The organism is Kosakonia beeri (assembly GCF_054165705.1).
In genome coordinates this window covers 1,538,602-1,561,502 of record NZ_CM135106.1, presented here as the reverse complement: position 1 = coordinate 1,561,502, position 22,901 = coordinate 1,538,602, and the positions used below count along the sequence as shown (strand labels likewise).

General features: G+C 52.4%; 22 protein-coding genes. 6 read left to right on the top strand and 16 right to left on the bottom strand.

The features are described 5' to 3' along the window. The 4 genes from nuoC to lrhA all read right to left on the bottom strand — a co-directional run bounded on the left by nuoC (position 1) and on the right by lrhA (position 4,591). Positions 1 to 1,803, bottom strand: coding sequence for an NADH-quinone oxidoreductase subunit C/D (gene nuoC, locus ACUY4S_RS07545; protein ID WP_312688092.1), 1,803 nt, complete (start codon positions 1,801 to 1,803; stop codon positions 1 to 3). Between the two features lie 90 nt (positions 1,804 to 1,893). Further along, entirely contained in the window at positions 1,894 to 2,568 is a 675-nt protein-coding gene (gene nuoB / locus ACUY4S_RS07540; protein ID WP_007371088.1) for an NADH-quinone oxidoreductase subunit NuoB, read from the bottom strand. A 15-nt stretch (positions 2,569 to 2,583) separates the two neighbouring features. Then, a complete protein-coding gene (gene nuoA / locus ACUY4S_RS07535) occupies positions 2,584 to 3,027 on the bottom strand; it encodes an NADH-quinone oxidoreductase subunit NuoA (protein WP_312688096.1) in 444 nt (147 codons plus the stop codon). Positions 3,028 to 3,652: 625 nt separating this feature from the next. Then, positions 3,653 to 4,591 (bottom strand): transcriptional regulator LrhA, encoded by a 939-nt coding sequence (lrhA, locus tag ACUY4S_RS07530; RefSeq protein WP_458022906.1) that lies wholly within the window; start codon positions 4,589 to 4,591, stop codon positions 3,653 to 3,655. Positions 4,592 to 5,545: 954 nt separating this feature from the next. Here lrhA and alaA point away from each other — a divergent pair. Both alaA and yfbR read left to right on the top strand, forming a co-directional pair. Then, positions 5,546 to 6,760: an alanine transaminase AlaA gene (gene alaA / locus ACUY4S_RS07525; protein ID WP_312688100.1), complete on the top strand. Its 1,215-nt coding sequence runs from the start codon at positions 5,546 to 5,548 to the stop codon at positions 6,758 to 6,760. A gap of 79 nt (positions 6,761 to 6,839) precedes the next feature. Further along, positions 6,840 to 7,439, top strand: a complete 600-nt coding sequence (gene yfbR / locus ACUY4S_RS07520; protein WP_312688102.1) for a 5'-deoxynucleotidase — start codon at positions 6,840 to 6,842, stop codon at positions 7,437 to 7,439. A 33-nt stretch (positions 7,440 to 7,472) separates the two neighbouring features. Here yfbR and ACUY4S_RS07515 read toward each other — a convergent pair whose 3' ends face one another. The 4 genes from ACUY4S_RS07515 to yfbV form a co-directional block, all read right to left on the bottom strand. Continuing rightward, complete coding sequence (locus ACUY4S_RS07515) at positions 7,473 to 9,305, bottom strand: SLC13 family permease (RefSeq protein WP_458022907.1); 1,833 nt, start codon at positions 9,303 to 9,305, stop codon at positions 7,473 to 7,475. 76 nt (positions 9,306 to 9,381) lie between these two features. After that, a complete protein-coding gene (locus tag ACUY4S_RS07510) occupies positions 9,382 to 10,071 on the bottom strand; it encodes a sugar phosphatase (RefSeq protein ID WP_505311343.1) in 690 nt (229 codons plus the stop codon). Then, positions 10,052 to 10,546: a YfbU family protein gene (locus tag ACUY4S_RS07505; RefSeq protein ID WP_312688111.1), complete on the bottom strand. Its 495-nt coding sequence runs from the start codon at positions 10,544 to 10,546 to the stop codon at positions 10,052 to 10,054. Before ACUY4S_RS07505 ends, ACUY4S_RS07510 begins: the two co-directional genes overlap by 20 nt. Positions 10,547 to 10,712: 166 nt before the next feature. Then, positions 10,713 to 11,168 carry a terminus macrodomain insulation protein YfbV gene (gene yfbV, locus ACUY4S_RS07500; RefSeq protein ID WP_312688114.1) on the bottom strand — a complete coding sequence of 152 codons (456 nt, stop codon included), beginning with the start codon at positions 11,166 to 11,168 and terminating at the stop codon, positions 10,713 to 10,715. A gap of 335 nt (positions 11,169 to 11,503) precedes the next feature. Between yfbV and ackA the strand changes: the two genes are divergently transcribed. Together ackA and pta are read left to right on the top strand one after the other, a co-directional pair. Further along, positions 11,504 to 12,706: an acetate kinase gene (ackA, locus tag ACUY4S_RS07495; RefSeq protein ID WP_312688117.1), complete on the top strand. Its 1,203-nt coding sequence runs from the start codon at positions 11,504 to 11,506 to the stop codon at positions 12,704 to 12,706. 78 nt (positions 12,707 to 12,784) lie between these two features. After that, a complete protein-coding gene (gene pta, locus ACUY4S_RS07490) occupies positions 12,785 to 14,923 on the top strand; it encodes a phosphate acetyltransferase (RefSeq protein ID WP_458022909.1) in 2,139 nt (712 codons plus the stop codon). 47 nt (positions 14,924 to 14,970) lie between these two features. Here the strand turns inward: pta and ACUY4S_RS07485 are convergent, their stop codons facing one another. The 5 genes from ACUY4S_RS07485 to ACUY4S_RS07465 form a co-directional block, all read right to left on the bottom strand. Then, a complete protein-coding gene (locus tag ACUY4S_RS07485) occupies positions 14,971 to 15,924 on the bottom strand; it encodes a transketolase family protein (protein ID WP_458022910.1) in 954 nt (317 codons plus the stop codon). After that, positions 15,917 to 16,750: a transketolase gene (locus tag ACUY4S_RS07480; RefSeq protein WP_458022911.1), complete on the bottom strand. Its 834-nt coding sequence runs from the start codon at positions 16,748 to 16,750 to the stop codon at positions 15,917 to 15,919. The genes ACUY4S_RS07485 and ACUY4S_RS07480 overlap by 8 nt, the downstream gene beginning before the upstream one ends. Continuing rightward, entirely contained in the window at positions 16,747 to 18,138 is a 1,392-nt protein-coding gene (locus ACUY4S_RS07475) for a PTS ascorbate transporter subunit IIC (RefSeq protein ID WP_312688128.1), read from the bottom strand. The genes ACUY4S_RS07480 and ACUY4S_RS07475 overlap by 4 nt, the downstream gene beginning before the upstream one ends. Before the next feature lie 47 nt (positions 18,139 to 18,185). Continuing rightward, positions 18,186 to 18,458, bottom strand: coding sequence for a PTS sugar transporter subunit IIB (locus ACUY4S_RS07470; protein WP_312688131.1), 273 nt, complete (start codon positions 18,456 to 18,458; stop codon positions 18,186 to 18,188). A gap of 85 nt (positions 18,459 to 18,543) precedes the next feature. Continuing rightward, positions 18,544 to 18,987 (bottom strand): PTS sugar transporter subunit IIA, encoded by a 444-nt coding sequence (locus ACUY4S_RS07465; protein WP_458022912.1) that lies wholly within the window; start codon positions 18,985 to 18,987, stop codon positions 18,544 to 18,546. Between the two features lie 234 nt (positions 18,988 to 19,221). Here ACUY4S_RS07465 and ACUY4S_RS07460 point away from each other — a divergent pair, with 234 nt between their 5' ends. Continuing rightward, entirely contained in the window at positions 19,222 to 20,241 is a 1,020-nt protein-coding gene (locus ACUY4S_RS07460; RefSeq protein ID WP_458022913.1) for a LacI family DNA-binding transcriptional regulator, read from the top strand. On the opposite strand, the gene yfcD is transcribed toward ACUY4S_RS07460, so the two are convergent. Genes yfcD through yfcF form a run of 3 tightly spaced genes read right to left on the bottom strand, consistent with a single transcriptional unit; the run spans position 20,242 to position 22,092 of the window. Continuing rightward, on the bottom strand, positions 20,242 to 20,787 hold the full coding sequence (gene yfcD, locus ACUY4S_RS07455) for an NUDIX hydrolase YfcD (RefSeq protein WP_312688140.1): 546 nt from the start codon (positions 20,785 to 20,787) through the stop codon (positions 20,242 to 20,244). Positions 20,788 to 20,841: 54 nt separating this feature from the next. After that, positions 20,842 to 21,393, bottom strand: a complete 552-nt coding sequence (gene yfcE, locus ACUY4S_RS07450) for a phosphodiesterase (protein WP_458022914.1) — start codon at positions 21,391 to 21,393, stop codon at positions 20,842 to 20,844. Positions 21,394 to 21,447: 54 nt separating this feature from the next. Next, the gene (yfcF, locus tag ACUY4S_RS07445) at positions 21,448 to 22,092 is read right to left on the bottom strand and encodes a glutathione transferase (RefSeq protein ID WP_312688146.1); all 645 of its coding nucleotides are present in this window, start codon (positions 22,090 to 22,092) and stop codon (positions 21,448 to 21,450) included. 136 nt (positions 22,093 to 22,228) lie between these two features. On the opposite strand from yfcF, the gene yfcG reads away from it, so the two are divergent. Next, positions 22,229 to 22,858 carry a GSH-dependent disulfide bond oxidoreductase gene (gene yfcG, locus ACUY4S_RS07440; protein ID WP_312688147.1) on the top strand — a complete coding sequence of 210 codons (630 nt, stop codon included), beginning with the start codon at positions 22,229 to 22,231 and terminating at the stop codon, positions 22,856 to 22,858. Positions 22,859 to 22,901: the final 43 nt, after the last annotated feature.

Here is a 22,901-nt window from a genome sequence, read left to right as displayed (position 1 = left end):
TTAGCGGTCCACATCTGACATAACAAAATCGATACTACCCAGATAAACAATCAGGTCAGAGACCAGGCTGCCGCGGATCGCCGACGGAATTTGCTGCAAGTGCGCAAAGCTCGGAGTGCGAACACGGGTACGGTAGCTCATGGTGCTGCCATCACTGGTCAGGTAGTAACTGTTAATACCCTTGGTTGCCTCAATCATCTGGAAAGATTCGTTAGCCGGCATGACCGGGCCCCACGAAACCTGCAGGAAGTGAGTAATCAGGGTTTCGATATGTTGCAGCGTGCGCTCTTTCGGTGGTGGCGTCGTCAGCGGGTGATCCGCTTTGAACGGGCCTTCCGGCATGTTATTCAGGCACTGCTCAAGGATGCGCAGGCTCTGGCGCAACTCTTCAACTTTCAGCATCACGCGGGTGTAACAGTCGCTGACGCCACCGCCCACCGGGACTTCAAAGTCAAAGTTCTCGTAACCGGAATACGGGCGTGCTTTACGCACGTCGAAATCAATACCGGTCGCACGCAGGCCAGCACCAGTAGTCCCCCACTCCAGCGCTTCTTTCGCGCCGTAAGCGGCTACACCCTGAGAGCGGCCTTTCAGAATGGTGTTACGCAGCGCCGCTTTCTCGTAGGACGCCAGACGTTTCGGCATCCAGTCGAGGAACTCGCGCAGCAGACGATCCCAACCACGCGGCAGATCGTGTGCCACGCCGCCAATGCGGAACCAGGCCGGGTGCATACGGAACCCGGTGATTGCTTCCACCAGATCGTAGATTTTCTGACGATCGGTAAAGGCAAAGAACACCGGCGTCATTGCGCCCACGTCCTGAATGAAGGTGGAGATGTAAAGCAAGTGGCTGTTAATGCGGAACAACTCAGAAAGCATCACGCGGATGACGTTAACGCGATCCGGTACCGTGATCCCTGCCAGTTTTTCTACCGCCAGCACGTATGGCATTTCGTTGACGCAGCCACCGAGGTACTCAATACGGTCGGTATAAGGAATGTAGCTGTGCCATGACTGACGTTCGCCCATTTTCTCGGCGCCACGATGGTGGTAACCGATATCCGGCACGCAGTCGACGATCTCTTCACCATCCAGCTGCAGAATGATACGGAACGCCCCGTGAGCGGAGGGGTGGTTCGGACCGAGGTTGAGGAACATGAAGTCCTCATTGTCGGTGCCGCGCGTCATACCCCAATCTTCCGGCTTAAATGTCAGCGACTCCATTTCCAGATCCTGCTTAGCTTTGGTCAGCTCAAACGGATCGAATTCGGTGGCGCGCGCCGGATAATCTTTACGCAGCGGGTGCCCCGTCCAGGTCTGCGGCATCATGATGCGCGTCAGATGTGGGTGGCCATTGAAAGTAATGCCAAACATCTCCCAGGTTTCACGCTCGTACCAGTTGGCGTTCGGGAAGATTTTGGTGATGGTCGGCACATTCAGATCGTTTTCCGACAACGCCACCTTCAGCATGATGTCGCGGTTGCGGTCAATCGAGATCAGATGATAGAAAACGGAAAAATCGGCAGCAGGTAAACCGGCGCGGTGAGTACGCAGACGCTCGTCCATGCCGTGCAGGTCGAACAGCATGACATAAGGCTTCGGCAACTTTTTAAGAAAATCAAAAACGTCCAGTAATTGCTCACGCTTAACCCAGACTACGGGTACCCCGGTGCGGGTCGCCTGAACGGTAAAGGCATCCGGCCCAAAACGGTTGCGCAATTCGCCAATGACCGGATCATCCAGATGATCCCGGGTCTGCCATGCGGCTTCTTGCGCAGTTAAATCGGTCATATTGTTCACCATTGCAAAGGGTCCGTGGTGACTGTCGGGTATGGCTTCGCGTTATTGGATTATTGAAATGCGAAGTATTTTTCCATTACCCACAGGCGCAAATTAAATCTCGTCCGGCGTACGCAGGTTGGTCACAGCAATGCGCTCGCCACGCTTACGGTCGCGTTCAGATTGCATATTGGCGCGGTAAACGCCCTGATCGCCAACCACCCATGAGAGCGGACGACGTTCTTTGCCAATCGATTCCTGTAACAGCATCAGTGCCTGCATATACGCTTCAGGACGCGGCGGACAACCAGGGATGTACACATCCACCGGGATAAATTTGTCAACGCCCTGCACCACAGAGTAAATGTCGTACATGCCGCCAGAGTTTGCGCAGGCACCCATGGAGATCACCCATTTTGGCTCCAGCATCTGGTCATATAGACGCTGAATAACCGGTGCCATTTTGGTAAAGCAGGTGCCGGCAACCACCATCAGGTCAGCCTGACGCGGAGAAGCTCGCAGTACTTCTGCGCCGAAACGCGCAACGTCGTGTACAGCGGTAAACGACGTCACCATCTCTACATAGCAGCACGAAAGGCCAAAGTTATAAGGCCAAATTGAGTTTTTACGCCCCCAGTTCACCATATCGTGCAGAGCATTCTCGAGTTTGCCCATATACACGCTACGGTTGATTTCTTGTTCCAGGGGGTCGGTTACGATCTCCTGTTTTTGCAGGGGGTAACGGTCGTTCTCACCGTTAGGATCTATGCGGGTGAGCGTATAATCCATCTTATTGCCTCGCGGTTAGCGTTGACGATCAGTGTAGCTGTTGGTCTCTGGGTTCATTTGCTCGCGGCGCGAACGCGCGGGCGTCCAGTCCAGCGCGCCAATACGCACCAGATAAACGAGACCAGCCAGCAGCACTAAAATGAAAATTGCGGCTTCGACAAAACCGACCCAACCACTCTCGCGAATGGAGGTTGACCATGCGAATAAGTAGAGCGCTTCTACGTCGAAGATCACGAAGAACATGGCCACCAGGTAGAACTTGGCGGACAGACGCAAACGCGCGGTACCGACAGAATCGATACCCGATTCGAAAGGAACGTTTTTGTGCCTCGCGCGTGCGCGACCGCCTAAAAACCGTCCGCCAATAAGCATGAAGCAGCACAGCCCAATGGCGACAATAAGAAAGATAGCGAATGCCCAATGATGAGCGATGATTTCAGTGGATGTTGACATACGCATTGCTTAACTCAAAAGGTAGCGTTAAAACCTCTGCTCTTGCTGGCAGATGACGCCACATCGATTCACGGGGAGGAATAAAAAACCACACATTTACTGCGTAATAGCGAAATACAGCTAAACGATGTGGGTTTTTACTCCTTTCTATAACCTTTTGTCAACTTTAACAAAAGTTTCCTCACATTAGTTTACATCGGCAGCAATCCATTAACATTTAATGCCGTTTTCAGGTTCAGCCTCGAGATTACCCGCAAAGTAAACGGGTGTTGAATCGTGTCCGTTGTGAGTTTTCATAAATATTACCCTCTTATTTTGACAGGATTTTGTTCGGATTCCTCCCCCTCTGCGGGAGTATTTTCTTGATCTGTGACACGCTTTTGTTAATTCATCACTAAAAACAGCAACAATCCAGTGTGATTTTTAACATGAGCAGAAGGCATGAAAGACTATAGTTTATAAAAGGATATTTTGCTGCAGGCAGGAATAACGCTTTGAAAAAAATAATGATTTCTATGATGAATAATTGACATGCTTATAATTTGTGCAAAAAATGAACCAGAGACAAAAATTTGTTCGTCAGTGGTTCATTTTTACACTTACATTTTGTTACCAGTTTTTGGAACAAATGTTACCCAAAATCCCCTTGGGCGATAAGAGAATCGCCTCCCCCTTCGGGAGTACTGCTACTGTAGTGCCACGGATTTTGATAGTGCTCCATTGCCTGGAAAATGACCTGCGCCAGCTCATTCTGACTGTGAGGATTATAGCAAAGCAGGTATTCCGTATCGGGCAGTAGCGGCAGACCATCAGTGCGCCCGAGCACCCGCAGTTCAGGGCTCATCATTTCAACCGGACGGGCGGTCACACCTAAACCGGCTTTTACCGCTGCTTTCACGGCCGAAAGCGTCGACGCAACGTAGGCCATGCGCCAGGGGATCCCGGCCTCATTTAGCGCATTGATTACCATATCGCGAAATGCACTTGGCTCATCCAGTAACACCAGCGGAACCGCCTCCCCTTTTTGCAAGACGTACTCTGCAGAGCAATACCAATGCGTGGGTGAAGTGCGCAACGTCAGGTTATCAAACTGACCGGAACGGTGTGTTGTCACCACCAGATCGACATCATGATCCTGCAGGCGATCGCCCGACAGAGGATTGCGCTTCACCCGAACATCCAGCGCAAGTTTCGGGTAAACCGAGCTAATACGATTAAGCAGAAAAGGCAGAATGGTGTCGGCAGATTCATCAGAAGCACCGATGGTCAGTACACCCTGAAGGTTGCTGAACATCAGCGATGTACATGCTTCGTCATTGAAACGTAAGATCTTTCTCGCATAGCCCAGCAACTGGATGCCATGTTCAGTCAAAAGTTTATTACGCCCATGACGGGCAAACAGTTCTTTTCCCACTAACTGTTCCAGCCGCTGCATTTGCTGACTCACAGCAGACTGGGTGCGGCAAACCGCGGCGGCGGCTGCAGCAAAGGTGTTAAGATCAGCGACCGCAACAAAGGTTCTCAGCAGATCGAGGTCGAGATTCAGTATCGGACGATTTGCATTTATCATAATTTTTCACTTACGGGTTGCTCGCGCGGAGTTACCCGGGTTTATGCTGTGCTCGTAAGATTAAGTAATTCCATTTATAAGGTGCATCCTGCCAACCAGGGTCCGTATCAACCCGACTGTAAGTTATGGTGTTTATAGTTCGCCGTCTGATGCAAGCTGAACTCAATGAGTTTATTTAGCATACTCCCATTCCTTTTAGATATATAAACCATGCTAAAGCATTCTTATCCTTTTAAGAGATAAACAGTCGCAGGCATCATTCGCGACCATGCTTAGCACAAGCATCATATACAATCAGTTCTTATGGCTGATTGGGAGTAAAAACCTGTAATAACAAACATCTAAAACCAAAAAATATCCCGCACATGAAGCAGGGTTTTTTACAAGAATGCCATTACAGACTTTTCGATTTTAACCTAAAACCTTTATTTTTATAAGCATTATTACGAATAATCTCAAGCCAAAAAATTGCGCGCCACCCAGCACAATCTTATTAATATTAATGATAGTCATAGTTCCTATTCTCAATATTAAATAGCTATTAATTAAGAAACAGTCCAACGATTAATAAAACTTAACACTGCGTTTACAGCGGCCCCCATTTTTCACCCTACCAAAATTGATGAACACCGTATCCATCATTCAGATTTTTCGAAAGAATCATGGGATTCACACTTGCGGATTTACCGCGAGGATACCCGGCAACCCGATCTCATTGGCATAAAATAATATCAAAACCAAATTCAACAACATTAACAACCATAAAAATAGAATACGAGTGGTTTAATTATAAAACAAACCACTAAAGATATAGTTAAAAAGCGTTACCACAGAAAAAGTTAGCGCAAAATCTTCTCCTGCGAACCCTTCAAAACCAGCCCGTGGGGGAGTACATTGTTCGGTGTTCACTTCCACGGCAGGCAGTGACGAACACAGCTAAAAGGTCAAAGGTTCATGTCCTCCATCGAAAAATCCAGCAAGTTAGATAACGTCTGTTACGACATCCGCGGCCCGGTTCTGAAAGAAGCAAAGCGTCTGGAAGAAGAAGGCAATAAGGTTCTCAAACTTAACATCGGCAACCCGGCCCCCTTTGGCTTCGAAGCGCCGGATGAAATTCTGGTCGATGTGATTCGTAATCTGCCTGGCGCGCAAGGTTACTGCGATTCGAAAGGGCTCTATTCCGCCCGTAAAGCGATCATGCAGCACTATCAGGCGCGCGGGATGCGCGAAGTCACTGTCGAAGATATTTATATTGGCAACGGTGTTTCTGAACTGATTGTGCAGTCAATGCAAGCCCTGCTTAATAGCGGGGACGAAATGCTTGTTCCCGCGCCAGATTACCCTTTGTGGACTGCAGCCGTTTCGCTCTCCAGCGGCAAAGCCGTGCACTATCTGTGCGATGAATCCTCTGACTGGTTCCCGGATCTTGACGATATCCGCGCTAAAATCACGCCACGCACCCGCGGTATTGTGATTATTAACCCGAACAACCCCACCGGCGCGGTTTATTCGAAAGAACTGCTGATGGAGATCGTTGAAATAGCACGCCAGCATAACCTGATCATTTTCGCTGACGAAATCTACGACAAAATCCTCTACGACGACGCAGAGCACCACTCAATTGCGGCTCTGGCGCCAGATCTCTTTACCATTACCTTTAATGGTCTGTCGAAAACCTATCGCGTGGCCGGGTTCCGTCAGGGCTGGATGGTGCTGAGCGGGCCGAAAAAGCATGCCAAAGGCTATATTGAAGGGCTGGAGATGCTGGCCTCGATGCGTTTATGCGCCAACGTTCCTGCACAGCATGCGATTCAGACAGCGCTGGGCGGTTACCAGAGCATCAGCGAATTTATTGTGCCAGGCGGCCGTTTATACGAACAACGCAATCGCGCATGGGAACTGATTAACGAAATTCCGGGGGTTTCCTGCGTGAAACCGAACGGTGCGCTCTATATGTTCCCCAAAATCGACGCGAAACGTTTCAATATTCACGATGACCAGAAAATGGTGCTCGACTTCCTGCTGCAGGAAAAAGTGTTACTGGTGCAAGGTTCCGCGTTTAACTGGCCGTGGCCGGATCATGTGCGTATTGTGACTTTACCGCGCGAGGACGATCTGGAAATGGCCATCACCCGTTTCGGGCGTTTCCTTTCAGGCTACCATCAATAATTGCCTCGGGGGAGGATTTGCATCTTCCCCCACTCTCTGCGCACAATGACTCCAGTCGCCGTCACAGACAAGGTTAACTATGAGTCAGAGTCATTTCTTCGCCCACCTTTCCCGTCTAAAACTGATCAATCGCTGGCCGCTGATGCGCAACGTGCGCACCGAGAATGTATCTGAGCATAGTCTGCAGGTTGCAATGGTCGCGCATGCCCTGGCAGCGATAAAAAATCGAAAATTCAACGGGCAAGTGAATGCCGAACGCATTGCGCTGTTAGCGATGTATCACGATGCCTCCGAAGTGCTCACCGGGGATCTGCCCACGCCAGTGAAATACTTCAACTCCCAGATTGCACAGGAATATAAGGCCATCGAAAAGATTGCCCAGCAGAAACTGGTGGAGATGGTACCGGAAGAGCTAAAGGACATTTTTGCCCCGCTGATTGATGAACAGCATTACAGCGCTGAAGAAAAATCGATCGTCAAGCAGGCTGATGCCCTGTGCGCTTATCTGAAATGTCTGGAGGAGTTGTCCGCCGGCAATAACGAGTTCCTGCTGGCAAAAAGCCGGCTGGAGAAAACGCTCGATGCCCGCCGCACTCCCGAAATGGATTATTTTATGCAGATCTTTGTGCCAAGCTTTCACCTGTCGCTGGATGAGATCAGCCAGGATTCACCGCTGTAAGTGCCAGAAAGCCGGGATGCTCCCGGCGTTTTATCAAAAGGGAAACAGCTCCGGGATCAGCACGGCGCATACCACCATCACCAGTAACGTAAAGGGCACACCGATTTTGACGAAATCGCTGAACTGGTAATTGCCCGGTCCAAGCACCAGCGTATTCACTGGCGATGAGACAGGAGTCATAAAGGCAGCAGAGGCCGCCATCGCCACCATCATGGCAAACGGATACGGCGACACGCCCATGGATTTTGCCGCCGCCAGCGCAATGGGCGCCATCAACACTGCTGTAGCCGTGTTGGAGATAAACAACCCAATTGTGGCGCATAATATAAAAAGACAGATCAGCATGATATGCGGCCCATAACCGCCACCCACATCCATCAATCCCTTCACGACCAGATCTACTCCCCCCGTCTTTTGTAGCGCCAGTGCAAACGGCATCATACCAACGATGAGAATGATGCTCGGCCAGTGAATGGCTTTATAAGCGCTTTCGGCATCTATACAGCGGAATTTCCCCATCAGCAAACAGGCTATGATCGCGGCCACCGGATTGGGGATCTCATCGGTCAGCATCAGCGCGACCATCAGCACCAGGCAGAAAAGGGCGTGAGGCGCCTGGCTGTGCGCTGGCGAAGCTGCACTCTCTTCCACGGGTAAATTCAATACCACAAAATCGCGGGCATGGGATGCCAGCTGGCTAATCAGTTTCCAGTTACCGACCACAAGAATAATGTCGCCCAGTTGCAGTGCTTCATCGGTAACCGCGCCTTCCAGCGCCTCACCGTCGCGTTTAAGGCCAACCACATTGAGCCCATAACGGGTACGAAAGCCGATTTCCCGCACTGTTTTGCCCGTCAGTTCCGAATCCGGGATCAGGGTCACTTCTGCCATGCCCACATCCAGCGCCTGATCGGAAAAATATTCGCCACGCAGGATCATCGGTTCCAGCAGTTGTTCGGCACAGAACTCGCGAAGATCCACGTCCGCGGCAGACATATCAATTAGCAGCACATCCCGGGCACGAAACTCAGACACCCCGTTAACGTTGACAATGACCCGCCGGAAGCGCCGCCAGCGTTCGACGCCGATAATGTTCGCGCCGTAACGTTCACGCAATTTTAAATCATCAAGACGCTGGCCAATCATCGGCGATCCGGGGCGGATTGCCAGGCGGCGCGCCCGGCCAGTAAGACGATACTCTTTGATCAGATCGCGGAAAGTACGCCGCCGCCAGCCATCACGCAGCATTTCGTCATCGCTGCCTTTCAGCATAAAGCGCATCAGTAACATATAAAGGATGCCCAGCAACAGGATCACCAGCCCCAGCGGAGTAACGCTGAAAAAGCTAAAACCTTGTAGCCCTTCGCGCAGTAACTCACTGTTGACCACCAGGTTCGGCGGTGTGGCGACCAGCGTCATCATGCCGCTGATTAACCCGGCGAAACTGAGCGGCATCATCAGGCGGGATGGGGATATGTGCATCCGCATTGAGACACTCAACACCACCGGGATAAAGATCGCTACCACGCCGGTTGAACTCATAAATGCGCCAAGCCCGGCAACGGTGATCATCAGCAACACCAACATCTTACTTTCGCTGTTGCCCGCGACGGTGATCAACCATGCGCCCATATTCGTTGCGACGCCAGTACGTACAAGGCCATCGCCAATAATAAACAGCGCGGCGATAAGGATAACGTTAGGATCGCTAAAACCGGAAAACGCCTCCGACAGCGTCAGGGTGCCGCTAAGAACAAACGCTACAATCACAAACAGCGCGACGGCATCCATCCGTACCCTGCCAGTGGCAAACAGCACAACTGCGATACCCAGCAGACTCAACACCCAGATCAGTTCACCGTTCACAACATATCCTTGTCAGTTGATAGTCAGAAAATAGTGCCATAAAAAAACCCCACAAATGCGGGGTTAAATCATGAGATCAGGCCTTCAGCGTTACATTCACCGTTCCGTCTGGCTGCTTGATGATAGCCAGCGCTTCAAGCGTAGTGAGCACAAAATCCACCTCATCCAGACGGGGTGAATCCGCAGGGACATTTACCGCTATAACGTGGCAATCTGCCGCCAGGCCGGAGAGGATCCCCGCCGCGGCATCTTCCACCACCACGCATTCTTCTGGCGGCAACCCTAACAATTGCGCTCCCAGCAGATAAGCATCGGGTTCGGGTTTGCCGTGCCTGACCTGTTCGGCGGTGACGAAAACCTTCGGCATCGGCAGCCCGGTTGCGCGATGGCGGGCATGGGCAACCGGCACCGATCCGGAAGTCACAATAGCCCAGGGAATGCCTTCAGCGTCTAAATGATTCAGTAAGGCGATAGCGCCAGGTAAGGCAGTAATACCGTCGGTATCTGAGGCTTCAATCTCTTCAAGGCGGGTGAACTCGGCGGCAATCTCCGCCTCCGATTTTCCCGCCATAAAATGGCGCAGAGAAGTAATGGCCTGCTTGCCATGGATAAAATTCAGCACTTCATCATGTGCGATGCCAAATCGGTCAGCCCAACTACACCATGCCCGCTCTACGGCGGGCAGTGAATTCACCAGTGTGCCATCCAAATCAAACAAAAATCCTTTGCACTGCACACTCACCTCCTCAGGCGTTAATGATTTGATTAATTTCGTTACTGCTCAGGTGGTACTGGCGCGGGCAAGAGTGCCAAACGCTCAGCATGCGCTGATATTTTTCCCACATTGGGGTCTGCGCATTGAAGCCGTGGGTGCCGGCGTCGAAATGGGTATAGCGGCCTTCCACATTCACCATAAAACGCACATAGCCCAGGTAACGTGCTTCCGTGGCGGCATCAAAACCGAGGAAGGTCACGCGGCGTTCGTCAATAGCAGCGGTATCTTTCAGGTTGGTCCAGGAGACATGCAACGCGTGGTACATCTCCATGATGTCGATAACGATGCGACAGGTTTCTTCTTTCAGCTCACCGAACTCACGATCAAGCTCGCGCATTTGCAGGCCGTATCCGCGCTCAATGATGGTCTGCAAACGGCGATAGCGTTCCGCATTCGCCGGATCCATCATGGTCATCATTTTATACTGATTAGATAAGATCAGACGTTGGGCATTGGTCATTTCCATCTTACGACTCCTGTGGCACATCGGCGCATTAAAAAAGATGAAGTCAGTTTACAGGTTGAAAACGATAGCTTTCTTGATTTGCCGGGGGTGTTGCATAGATCAGAAAGAAAAATAAAAAGAAGACATGTCGATGATGCCTTCTTCTATAGTAATGCCGACGATGACATTACAGATCATCAAGGAATGTTTTATCGAGTTGCTTAAAGGCGCGCTTAAGCGTGTCAGCCAGCGCCTGATAGTCCGGTTTACCTTCTACCGGCGCCAGTGCCTGGCCGGCTTGCTCAAGCTTGCCGCGCACTTCATAAAACCAGTGCAGAATCGAAGGCGGCAACGGTGTCACCGAGCGTTTCCCGAGCCACCACAGCCCCTGCATCGGCAGGCTCAGCGCAAACAGCGCAGTCGCCACCGCAGGGCCAAGCTGACCGCCGAGGGCAAGTTGCCAGCTAAGGGTAAAGACCGCCAGCGGCGGCATAAAACGGATGGCATAACGCGTGGCGCGAATCACGCGATTTTCAACAAATACCGGAGCGAGGCGCTTTTCCATGGGCCAGGTCTTCGCATAATGCTGCCCCCGGCGAAATAAACTAAAGAAACTGGCGGGGCGATTTTCTGAAGTGGACATGGCGTTACCTCAACTTCACATATAAAAATTAAAAAATTTGTGCAAAACAACAACTGTGAATGACAACGTTAAAATTTTTTGTCAATCCAACCTGGTATCAGGTATCCTGTGGCAGCCTTGACCAGGCATTAGACGAAAATCCGTAATTCGTCAAATTTAAGCTCATTATGCCACTGTCTGAAAATTGCGCAAAATAGCTTAAAATCTTATGTATTCTTCCATCATGCCGGAAAGTAAAAGAGGCATGATGTTAATCATAAATGTCAGCGTCAACCTGCGCTACGCTGTGCGACTCACTGACGTTTTTTAGCCACGTATCATAAATAGGTACTTCCATGTCGAGTAAGTTAGTACTGGTTCTGAACTGCGGTAGCTCCTCACTGAAATTCGCAATTATCGATGCTGTAAATGGTGACGAGTACCTTTCTGGTTTAGCCGAATGTTTCCATCTTCCTGAAGCACGCATCAAGTGGAAAATTGACGGTGGCAAACAAGAAGCGGCTTTAGGTGCAGGTGCCGCTCACAGCGAAGCGCTGAACTTTATCGTTAACACTATTCTGGCACAAAAACCAGAACTGTCTGCACAGCTGACCGCAATTGGTCACCGTATTGTGCACGGTGGCGAAAAATACACCCGCTCTGTGGTAATTGACGAATCCGTTATCCAGGGCATCAAAGATGCAGCCTCTTTTGCGCCGCTGCACAACCCGGCTCACCTGATTGGCATCGCGGAAGCGCTGAAATCCTTCCCGAACCTGAAAGATAAGAACGTGGCCGTGTTCGACACCGCGTTCCATACCACCATGCCGGAAGAATCTTACCTGTATGCTCTGCCGTACAAACTGTACAAAGAGCACGGTGTTCGTCGCTATGGCGCACACGGCACCAGCCACTTCTATGTCACACAGGAAGCGGCAAAAGTGCTGAACAAACCGGTTGATGAACTGAACATCATCACTTGCCACCTGGGCAACGGTGGTTCCGTTTCCGCTATCCGTAACGGTAAATGTGTTGATACGTCCATGGGTCTGACCCCGCTGGAAGGCCTGGTTATGGGCACCCGTTCTGGTGACATCGACCCGGCAATTATTTTCCATCTGCATGACACCCTGGGCATGAGCGTTGAAGCAATCAACAAAATGCTGACCAAAGAGTCCGGTCTGCTGGGCCTGACCGAAGTCACCAGCGACTGCCGTTATGTAGAAGATAATTACCAGACTAAAGAAGACGCAAAACGCGCAATGGATGTTTATTGCCACCGTCTGGCGAAATACATCGGCTCCTACACCGCGCTGATGGAAGGCCGTCTGGACGCTGTAGTCTTCACCGGCGGTATCGGTGAAAACGCCGCAATGGTACGTGAACTGTCTCTGGGTAAACTGGGCGTTCTGGGCTTTGAAGTAGACCATGAACGTAACCTGGCTGCCCGTTTCGGTAAGTCTGGCTTTATCAACAAAGAAGGCACCCGCCCTGCTGTTGTCATTCCGACAAACGAAGAGCTGGTTATCGCCCAAGACGCGAGCCGCCTGACTGCCTGATAACACACACCGCCAGCCAACGCTGGCGGTGCTGTTTTGTAACCCGTCTGCAATGATGGTAACGAAAGAGGATTAACCGTGTCCCGTATTATTATGCTGATCCCTACCGGAACCAGCGTCGGCCTGACCAGCGTCAGCCTCGGCGTGATCCGCGCTATGGAACGCAAAGGCGTTCGTCTGAGCGTCTTTAAACCTATCGCTCAACCTCGCGCTGGCGGCGATGCGCCGGATCAGACCACCACTATCGTGCGTGCAAATTCCGGCCTGCCGACGGCTGAACCGCTGAAAATGAGCCACGTTGAGTCGCTGCTGTCCAGCAACCAGAAAGACGTGCTGATGGAAGAGATCATCGCGCGCTACCACGAAAGCAGCAAAGACGCTGAAGTGGTGCTGGTAGAAGGCCTGGTGCCGACCCGCAAACATCAGTTCGCGCAGTCGCTGAACTTTGAAATCGCTAAAACGCTGAACGCCGAAATCGTGTTCGTTATGTCTCAGGGCACCGACACGCAAGAGCAGTTGAGAGAGCGTATTGAACTGACGCGCAACAGCTTCGGCGGCGCGAAAAACACCAACATCACCGGTGTAATTGTTAACAAACTGAACGCCCCGGTTGATGAGCAGGGCCGCACCCGTCCGGATCTGTCAGAGATTTTCGATGATTCATCTAAGGCGAAAGTGGTTCATATCGATCCGGCAAAACTGCAGGAAACCAGCCCGCTGCCGCTGCTGGGTGCAGTGCCGTGGAGCTTCGATCTGATTGCGACCCGCGCAATCGACATGGCACGTCACCTGAACGCGACCATCGTCAACGAAGGCGATATCAAAACCCGCCGTGTGAAATCCGTCACTTTCTGCGCTCGCAGCATTCCACACATGCTGGAACACTTCCGCCCGGGTTCTCTGCTGGTCACTTCAGCAGACCGTCCGGACGTGCTGGTTGCTGCCTGCCTGGCAGCCATGAACGGCGTTGAAATCGGCGCGCTGTTGCTGACCGGTGGCTATGAAATGGACGCCAGCGTTCGCAAACTGTGTGAACGTGCTTTCGCTACCGGCCTGCCGGTATTTATGGTCAACACCAACACCTGGCAGACCTCTCTGAGCCTGCAGAGCTTCAATCTGGAAGTGCCGGTAGATGACAACGAGCGTATCGAAAACGTTCAGGAATACGTTGCCAGCTACATCAATGCACAGTGGATCGACTCTCTGACTGCGACCTCCGAACTGAGCCGCCGCCTCTCTCCGCCAGCCTTCCGTTACCAGCTGACTGAGCTGGCGCGTAAAGCGGGCAAACGCGTAGTGCTGCCGGAAGGCGACGAACCGCGTACCGTGAAAGCCGCCGCTATCTGTGCTGAACGCGGTATCGCGACCTGTATCCTGCTGGGTAACCCGGATGAGATCAACCGCGTTGCCGCTGCGCAGGGCGTTGAACTGGGCACGGGTATCGAAATCGTCGATCCGGATGTGGTACGTGAAAGCTATGTTGCTCGCCTGGTTGAGCTGCGTAAGAGCAAAGGGATGACCGAAGCCGTTGCCCGCGAACAGTTGGAAGATAACGTGGTGCTCGGTACGCTGATGCTGGAGCAGGATGAAGTCGATGGTCTGGTTTCCGGTGCGGTTCATACCACCGCGAATACCATTCGTCCGCCGCTGCAGTTGATCAAAACTGCACCAGGCAGCTCACTGGTTTCTTCTGTGTTCTTTATGCTGCTGCCGGAACAGGTTTATGTTTACGGTGACTGTGCAATTAACCCGGATCCGACCGCTGAGCAGCTGGCAGAAATCGCCATTCAGTCTGCCGATTCTGCTATCGCTTTTGGCATCGAACCGCGCGTGGCCATGCTCTCCTACTCTACCGGTAACTCCGGTGCGGGTAGTGATGTCGAGAAAGTCCGTGAAGCGACCCGCCTGGCGCAGGAAAAACGTCCTGATCTGGTGATCGACGGTCCGCTGCAGTACGACGCCGCTGTTATGGCTGATGTGGCAAAATCCAAAGCGCCGAACTCGCCGGTTGCGGGTCGTGCTACCGTGTTCATCTTCCCGGACCTGAACACCGGTAACACCACTTACAAAGCGGTACAGCGTTCTGCCGACCTGATCTCCATCGGGCCGATGCTGCAGGGTATGCGCAAACCGGTTAACGACCTGTCCCGTGGCGCACTGGTTGACGATATCGTCTACACCATCGCGTTGACCGCGATTCAGGCGTCTCAGCAGTAATCGTTCTTCGCTGCACTAAAAAGGCGACCCGTGGGTCGCCTTTTTATTCACAGCAGCTCCCGCGCCGCCGATATAATGTCGTCTGCCGTCAGACCGTACTCTTTTTGCAGATACTCCTGCGTACCCACCTGACCGTAACGTTCTTTAACCCCCACACGACGCATTGGCATCGGGCAGGTCTCTACCAGCACCTCCGCCACGGCCGATCCCAGCCCGTTATGAATACTGTGGTTTTCGCAGGTGACGATACGACCGGTTTTTTCGGCATAATTTTTCACCAGCATGCGATCAATAGGTTTGAGCGTGAACATATCGATTACGGCTGCGCTGATCCCTTCCTGCGCCAGCTGCTGCGCTGCCATTAGCGCTTCTGCCACCATAATCCCGTTGGCAATCAGCGTAATATCAGTCCCATCACGCAGGACATTCCCTTTGCCAATGGTAAACTGCGAACCCGGCTGGTACACCGTGGGTGCTTGTTTACGGATCGTGCGCACCCAGTAGAAACCGTCCAAATCCGCCAGTTGCCGGAGAATATCGTCAAACATCACCGCATCGGTCACTTCCAGCACCACTGAGTGCGCCAGGCCACGGACAATACCCATATCTTCAAACGACATATGTGTACCGCCGTTATGGCAGGCAGTCACCCCGGCATCTGATGCAATGACCTTCACGTTATTGCGTTGGTAATCCAGGGACATAAACAGCTGATCAAAGCAGCGACGGCTGGCAAACGCGGTAAAGGTATGCACAAACGGTTTCCGCCCGGTCAGCGCCAGACCTGCCGCCGTGCCAATCACGTTCGCCTCCATGATCCCGCAGTTAATAACCTGCTGCGGGTATTTTTTGTGCACGCCGTCCATTGCCATTGAACTCATCAAATCCGCTTCCAGCGCAATCACTTCACTGCCCGCGTCGATCTGCGCGCTAATAAATCCTGCGTAGACTTTGCGCATCTCAATGCTGTCTTTTCCACCTACAGGAGCAACATTAATCATGCGCGGCCTCCAGTTGTTTAATGGTCTCGTTCAACGCCTGTTTCATCTCATCAGTCAGACGCAAATGGTGGGAGTTACTCAACGCCTCCAGGTACGGCACGCCCTGCCCTTTAATGCTATCAAGAATGATCAGCCGCGGACGGGCGTCCTCAGGCAGCACGGGCTTCACCGCCGCCAGTAAGCCAGCGATGTCATCACCTTTTACCGTGCAGACATCAAAACCAAAGGCGCGGAATTTGCCCTCCAGGTCGAAGGCACAAATGATCTCATCCAGTTCGCCATCCAGCTGTTGCTTATTCCAGTCGACAAAAACCGTCAGGTTGTTGAGTTTATGGTGCGCAATAAACTGAAAAGCCTCCCAGCATTGCCCCTCGTTCAGCTCGCCATCACCCACAATACAAAACACGCGATTCGGTCTGCCGGCCAGTTTATGCCCCAACGCAATACCGCCAGCGATGGATATGCCTTGCCCCAGGGAGCCGGTCGTGGCGTCCACGCCGCGTGTTTTCAAGCGATCCGGGTGGCTCGGCAGACGCGTACCGTTGCAGTTCAGTGTCTGTAACGCCTCTTGCGGGAAATACCCCTTCAGCGCCAGCGTGCTATACAGCGCTGGCCCGGCATGCCCTTTCGACAACACAAAATAATCACGCTGCGGCCAGTCCGAATCGGCAGGATCAATACGCATTACATCGCCATACAGCACTGCCAGCGTTTCCACTACCGACATGCTGCCACCGTAGTGACCAAAGCCTAAATGCGTCAGGGATTTCAGTGTCGCTACGCGGATATCCCGTGCAAACTGCCGTACTTCTTCAAGATTGCTCATGATTTTGCTCCGGAGTTCTCTTCAGCGCCATTACTGGCGGGTTTACCTTTCGAAAACAGGTTCCAGATGACCAGCGCGACAAACAGAGCAACCACGACACCCGTGATGGCAAACGGCGACATATAACGCGCCAGGTTACCCAGCACAATGCCGATGAATCCAAAGTCTGCATCGGAGAACGTCGTGTTGGCAAAGCCCAGCGCGCCGAGTACTGGCAGCAGCAACACAGGCAGGAAAGTGATCAATAACCCGTTGGCAAAGGCCCCCAGCATCGCCCCTCGACGGCCTCCGGTAGCGTTACCAAACACGCCCGCCGTTGCACCGGTAAAGAAGTGTGGCACCACGCCAGGCAGGATCAGCACCAGCTTCATCTGCCCGAGCAGGAACAGCCCAACCAGCCCGCCAAGAAAACTAAACAAAAACCCAATCAGTACGGCGTTAGGCGCATAAGGGTAGACCACCGGGCAATCCAGCGCCGGGCGAGCGTTGGGCACCAGTTTTTCGGAAAAGCCGGTAAAAGCGGGGACGATTTCGGCAAGGATAAGGCGCACACCTTGCAGAATAATGAACACGCCTGCGGCAAAGGTAATGGCCTGGATAATGGCATACACCAGGAAGTTCTGCCCGGCACTCAACTGGCTTTCCACGTATTCGCGACCAGCACAAACGGCGAGGATCATATAGATAATGATCATGGTCAGCGAGATAGAGATCGAACTGTCACGCAGGAAGCTCAGGTTTTTCGGCAGATTCATCTCTTCCGTCGAGCGCGAACCTTTTCCACATTTACTGCCAATCCATCCGGAGAGCACGTAGCCCAGCGTGCCGAAATGACCAAAAGCAATATCATCATTACCGGTAATGCGTTTCATATAGCGCTGGGCAATGGCCGGGAAAAAGGCCATCACCAGTCCGAGGATCAGCGAACCGGTAAATACCAGCCCTACGCCTTCAAACCCGGCAACCGTCAGGATCACACCAATCATACAAGCCATATAAAAAGTGTGGTGCCCGGTAAGGAATATATATTTCAGGCGGGTAAAGCGCGCCACAATGATATTCGCCACCATCCCAAACGCCATAATTAATGCGGTGGAAGCACCGTATTTTTCCAGCGCAATGGAGACAATCGCCTCGTTATTTGGAATAATGCCTTGAATATTGAAAGCATGTTCAAACATGCCACCCAGGGGATTAAGAGAGCCAACCAGCACCGTTGCTCCGCCGCCCAACACGATAAAACCAAGAATAGTTTTTACCGTACCTTTTACGACATCAGAAAAAGATTTCTTTTGTGCAACCAAACCAATCAGCGCAATTAACCCTACCAGCACCGAAGGCACTTTTAATATATCAACGACAAAATTGAGCGTTTCAAGGATAAACATATCCACCTCGCTTCGTACACATCCGTTTATGGTGTGCGCAGATAATGTTAACGGTTAGCGAAGAAAGCGCTGACTTTCGCTTCCAGTTCATTGATATCAATAATATTGTTAATCACAATCAACTGACTTTCCGGCACGCTGGCGCTGGCGGCGATATCTTTCGCCATGACAAAAACATCCGCCGCGCCCGGCGTAGCAGAAGACAAATCAGAATGTTCGACTTCTGCCTCGATATTCAGTTTTTTGAGGACTTTTTTAATATTCATTTCGACCATGAAACTACTACCAAGTCCGGATCCACAAATTGCCATTATTTTCATTTTTTGATTACCTTTTTTTTCGAGTAGAGTACGACCGCATCACCCGTTTCCGGGTAATGATTAAATTCCTGGTTAGTAAAGTTTTTCAGTAGCGTTCGATTATTTTATTAATCTCCTCAAGAGTGCTTGCGCGATGTAATAACTGCATATCTTCATCATTTGAAAATAACTCTGCCAGGGTAGCAATCATCTCGATATGGCTGTGTTTATCTGGCGCAGCCAGCATAATAATGGTGTCCACCGGGTCAAAATCCTGCGCACCGAAAGCAACGCCGCACTGCAACTTCAGTAACGACAATCCTAACCCCGTTGCTCCCTCTTCCGGTCGCGCATGCGGCATAGCAAGACCCGGCGCGAGTACATAATACGGCCCCAGTTTATGGTGTTGCGCCACGATGGCGGTGACATAGTCCGGCGTAATAATCCCCGCCGCCAATAACGGCCTTGCGCACATCTCCAGTGCCTGCGGCCAGTTTTCAACGCTATCCAGCAGTTGCACCGTCTTACCGTTAAGCCATTGGTTTAACACTTCACGCTCCTTCAGCGGCAAAAGATGAGCAAACTTTATGCAAGTCAGCGCCCGTTAGCTGTGATGATAGTCGCAAAGATAGCGCTACCAAGCAGGAGAGTCGAAAATTGTGATAGCGCTATCAGATCTGAAAACGCGGGGTATTTATCAGCAACACGCCGGATTTACAGCGTATACTGCTTTGCAGACGAACAATAAAAAATGCCTGACAAGTTGGGATCAGCAGGAAAGCGCATGTCAATTACCCGAAAACGGCGGAGTACCGGAAAAGTCACTCTTGCCGATGTCGCACAACTCGCCGGGGTCGGCACCATGACCGTCTCGCGGGCAATACGCACCCCCGAACAAGTGTCGGGTAAACTTCGTGAAAAGATAGAAGCTGCCGTGCAGGAACTGGGTTATTTGCCCAACCTGGCAGCCAGTGCGCTGGCATCGGCCTCGTCGTGGACTATCGCCATGGTGGTGCCGAGCCTCGCTGAATCAGGTTGTTCAGAAATGTTCGCCGGATTGCAGCAGGTATTACAGCCCGCAGGCTACCAAATCATGCTGGCAGAGTCGCAACACAGGCTGGAGCAGGAAGAGAAGCTGCTGGAAACACTGCTCGCGTCTAATCTCGCGGCGGCGATCCTGCTCAGCGTCGAACACAGCGACATGGTGCGCCACTGGCTGAAAAACGCCTCCATTCCGGTGATGGAGATTGGCGCAGTGCGCGCCGATCCTATCGACATGAATATCGGCATTGATAACGTCGCAGCCATGTACGAACTGACGGAAATGCTGATCAAGCGCGGTTATCAGAATATCGGCCTGCTGTGCGCCAACCAGGAGCAGTGGATCTTCCAGCAACATTTGCAGGGCTGGTACAAAGCGATGCTGCGCCACCATATGTCACCGAATCGGGTAATTAATGCTGCCGCAGCGCCAGTGTTTTCGACAGGTGCGGCGCAGTTGCCTGAATTTTTACTGGCGTGGCCGGAACTCGATGCACTGGTATGTGTCTCGGACGAACTGGCCTGCGGCGCACTCTATGAATGCCAGCGCAGGCGCATTAAAGTCCCGGAGGATTTGGCGATTGTCGGTTTTGGCGACAGCGACGTTAGCCGGGTCTGTCAGCCACCGCTGACCACCATTTCGGTGCCGCATCGCAAGATTGGCATTGAAGCCGGGCGCGCACTGCTGGCGCGCCTGAATGAAGAAAAATGGGAAAACAAAATGCCGATAACCCCGGCATTTTGCCTGCGGGATAGCTGCTAACTACTCCGCTTCCTGCACATTTTCCACGTCGTTGCTGGCATTGCGGCTCATCCACAGCGCCAGCGCTTTCAGCGAATCGTCAGTAAACTCATCACAGCGGGCGGTGATCTCTTCTGGCGTCATCCACCAGACCTCGCTCACCTCTTCTTCCTGCAGGGCAAACGGCCCGTGGGAAACACAGCTAAACAGCCCGCCCCAGACGCGGCAGTGTTGATCTTCAAAGTAGAACTGACCGTGTTCAGCAAACGGCACGCCGGCAATGCCTAACTCTTCTTCCGCTTCACGGCGTGCGGAGTCGAGCAAATTTTCCCCCGCCTGCACCACACCACCGGCGGTAGCATCCAGCATACCGGGCATAAAATCTTTTATTTCGGTGCGGCGCTGCACCAGAACCTTGCCCATCCCATCATGCACCACAATGTAGGTTGCGCGGTGACGCAAACACTCGGCACGCATTTGCTGCCGACTGGCCTGCGCTATCACTTCATTGTCTTCGTTGACAATATCCACCCACTCCATGCCTGCAAAATGACTCTGTTCCACCATCGGGACATCTTCTCTGTATGGCGCTCTTACGGCGCGTTTCGGTTGAAGGGTAAATTACGGATTAATCGCTACCTGCGCAATAACCCGCTGATCATTAAGTGCCATCACGCTTAACACATTCTCTTCCAGCATGCCGTAGCTGGCGGTAACCCCCCCTTTCGGAATGCTGACCGAGCCGGGATTGAAATGAAAAATATCTCCCCGTTTTTCCGCGACAGGAATATGGGTATGACCATACGCCAGCACATCGCCCGCTTCGAGCGGCGGCACATCGTCAGGGCCAAACAGATGACCGTGCGTCAAAAAGACGCGCCGCTCCGGCAATAATAGTTGTTGCCACGGGGCAGTGATGGGGAAATGCAGCAGCATCTGGTCGACTTCACTATCGCAGTTACCGCGTACGGCAATAATCCGGCTGGCCTGCTCATTAAGCCGCCCGGCGACCTGCGCGGGCGCATAACCTTCCGGTAATGCATTGCGCGGCCCGTGATTAAGCACATCACCCAGGATAACCAGCCAGCGGGCATCACTTTGCGCAAACAATGCCAGTACGCGTTCCGTCGCGGGCAACGACCCGTGAATATCCGATGCAAACATCAGTTTCATCACTGCACCTCATGTGAAAAAAACGCCCTATGATAACGGAAGCGGCGGCGTATATCAGCCCGCACGCTTAGCGGAAAGTGCAACATAGCGCTGGATCGATGAACGCTGCCACTGAAACGTCGCGTATTCCGCAAGCCGCGGCGGTACCTCATCGCCGTTCATCACCACGCGGTTAAGCATGGCCGCCAGATCCGCGTCGGCAATGCACCACTCGCCAAACAAGTTCGGTTTGCCATGCGCCAGCAGTTCACCCGCAATGGCAAACAGTTTATTTACGCTTTGCTGCCCCTTTTCACTTAACGGCCCCTCTTTCGCCCCGGCAAAGATAATTTCGGTAGGGCGTTCTATGCGGATCGGCATTAAATCGCTACGCAGCCAGGCCTGAATTTGGCGGGCACGGGCACGGTTTTGCCTGTCATGGGGATAAATGCGTCCCCACTCCGGCGGTGCAAAGCGCTCCTCAAGGTATTCGGCAATGGCCGACGATTCACTGAGCCTGAAATCATCAATTTCCAGCAAGGGGACGCGCTGTGTCAGTGGATAACCCGGCCAGTCCTGGGCATGCTGCGAGCCATTGTTGATGTCGATGGTTTTAAGGGTAAAGGGCAACCCTTTTTCGTGTAATGCGACCCAGGCCGACATCACATACGGGGAGAAAGAATCTGCATCAGACCATAAGGTAATTGCCGGTTCGCTCATAACATCCTCGTTTCGCAGTGGTTTTTTTGACCAAAATATAACGTCGTGTGTGTACTGTCACTGAATGAAAATTTGCGCATTTGCGCTAACACCTATACTCAAAGGGTGACGCTCATTTCCTTTCCCAGGAGTTTTGATGATAGACCTCTATTTTGCTCCCACGCCAAATGGTCATAAGATCCTGCTCTTTCTCGAAGAAGCCGGTCTTGAGTATCGCCTGATCCGCGTGGATATCAGCAAAGGCGCACAATTTAGCCCCGACTTTTTGGCTATCTCGCCGAATAATAAAATCCCGGTCATCGTCGATCATGAGCCCGCTGATGGCGGTGCGCCGCTAAGCGTCTTTGAATCGGGCGCGATTTTGCTCTATCTGGCGGAGAAAACCGGGACATTACTCAGCAGTGACCTGCGCGGGCGCGCACTCACGCTGCAATGGCTGTTCTGGCAAGTTGGCGGGCTTGGGCCGATGCTCGGCCAGAACCATCACTTTAACCAGACTGCCCCACAGCCGGTACCCTACGCGATTGAGCGCTATCAGGTTGAAACCCAGCGTTTGTATCATGTGCTGAATAAACGGCTGGAGCAGGTGCCGTGGCTGGGAGGTGAAGAGTACAGCATTGCAGATATCGCCGCCTGGCCGTGGGTCAGATCCTGGCAACGCCAGCGCATCGAACTGGAGAGCTACCCGGCGGTGTACAACTGGTTTGAGCGGATCCGCACTCGCCCGGCTACAGAGCAGGCACTGCTACAAGCCCAACAAATCTGAACCGGTCAGGCAGAGTAACCTGTTCTGATCGCTGCAAAAATTC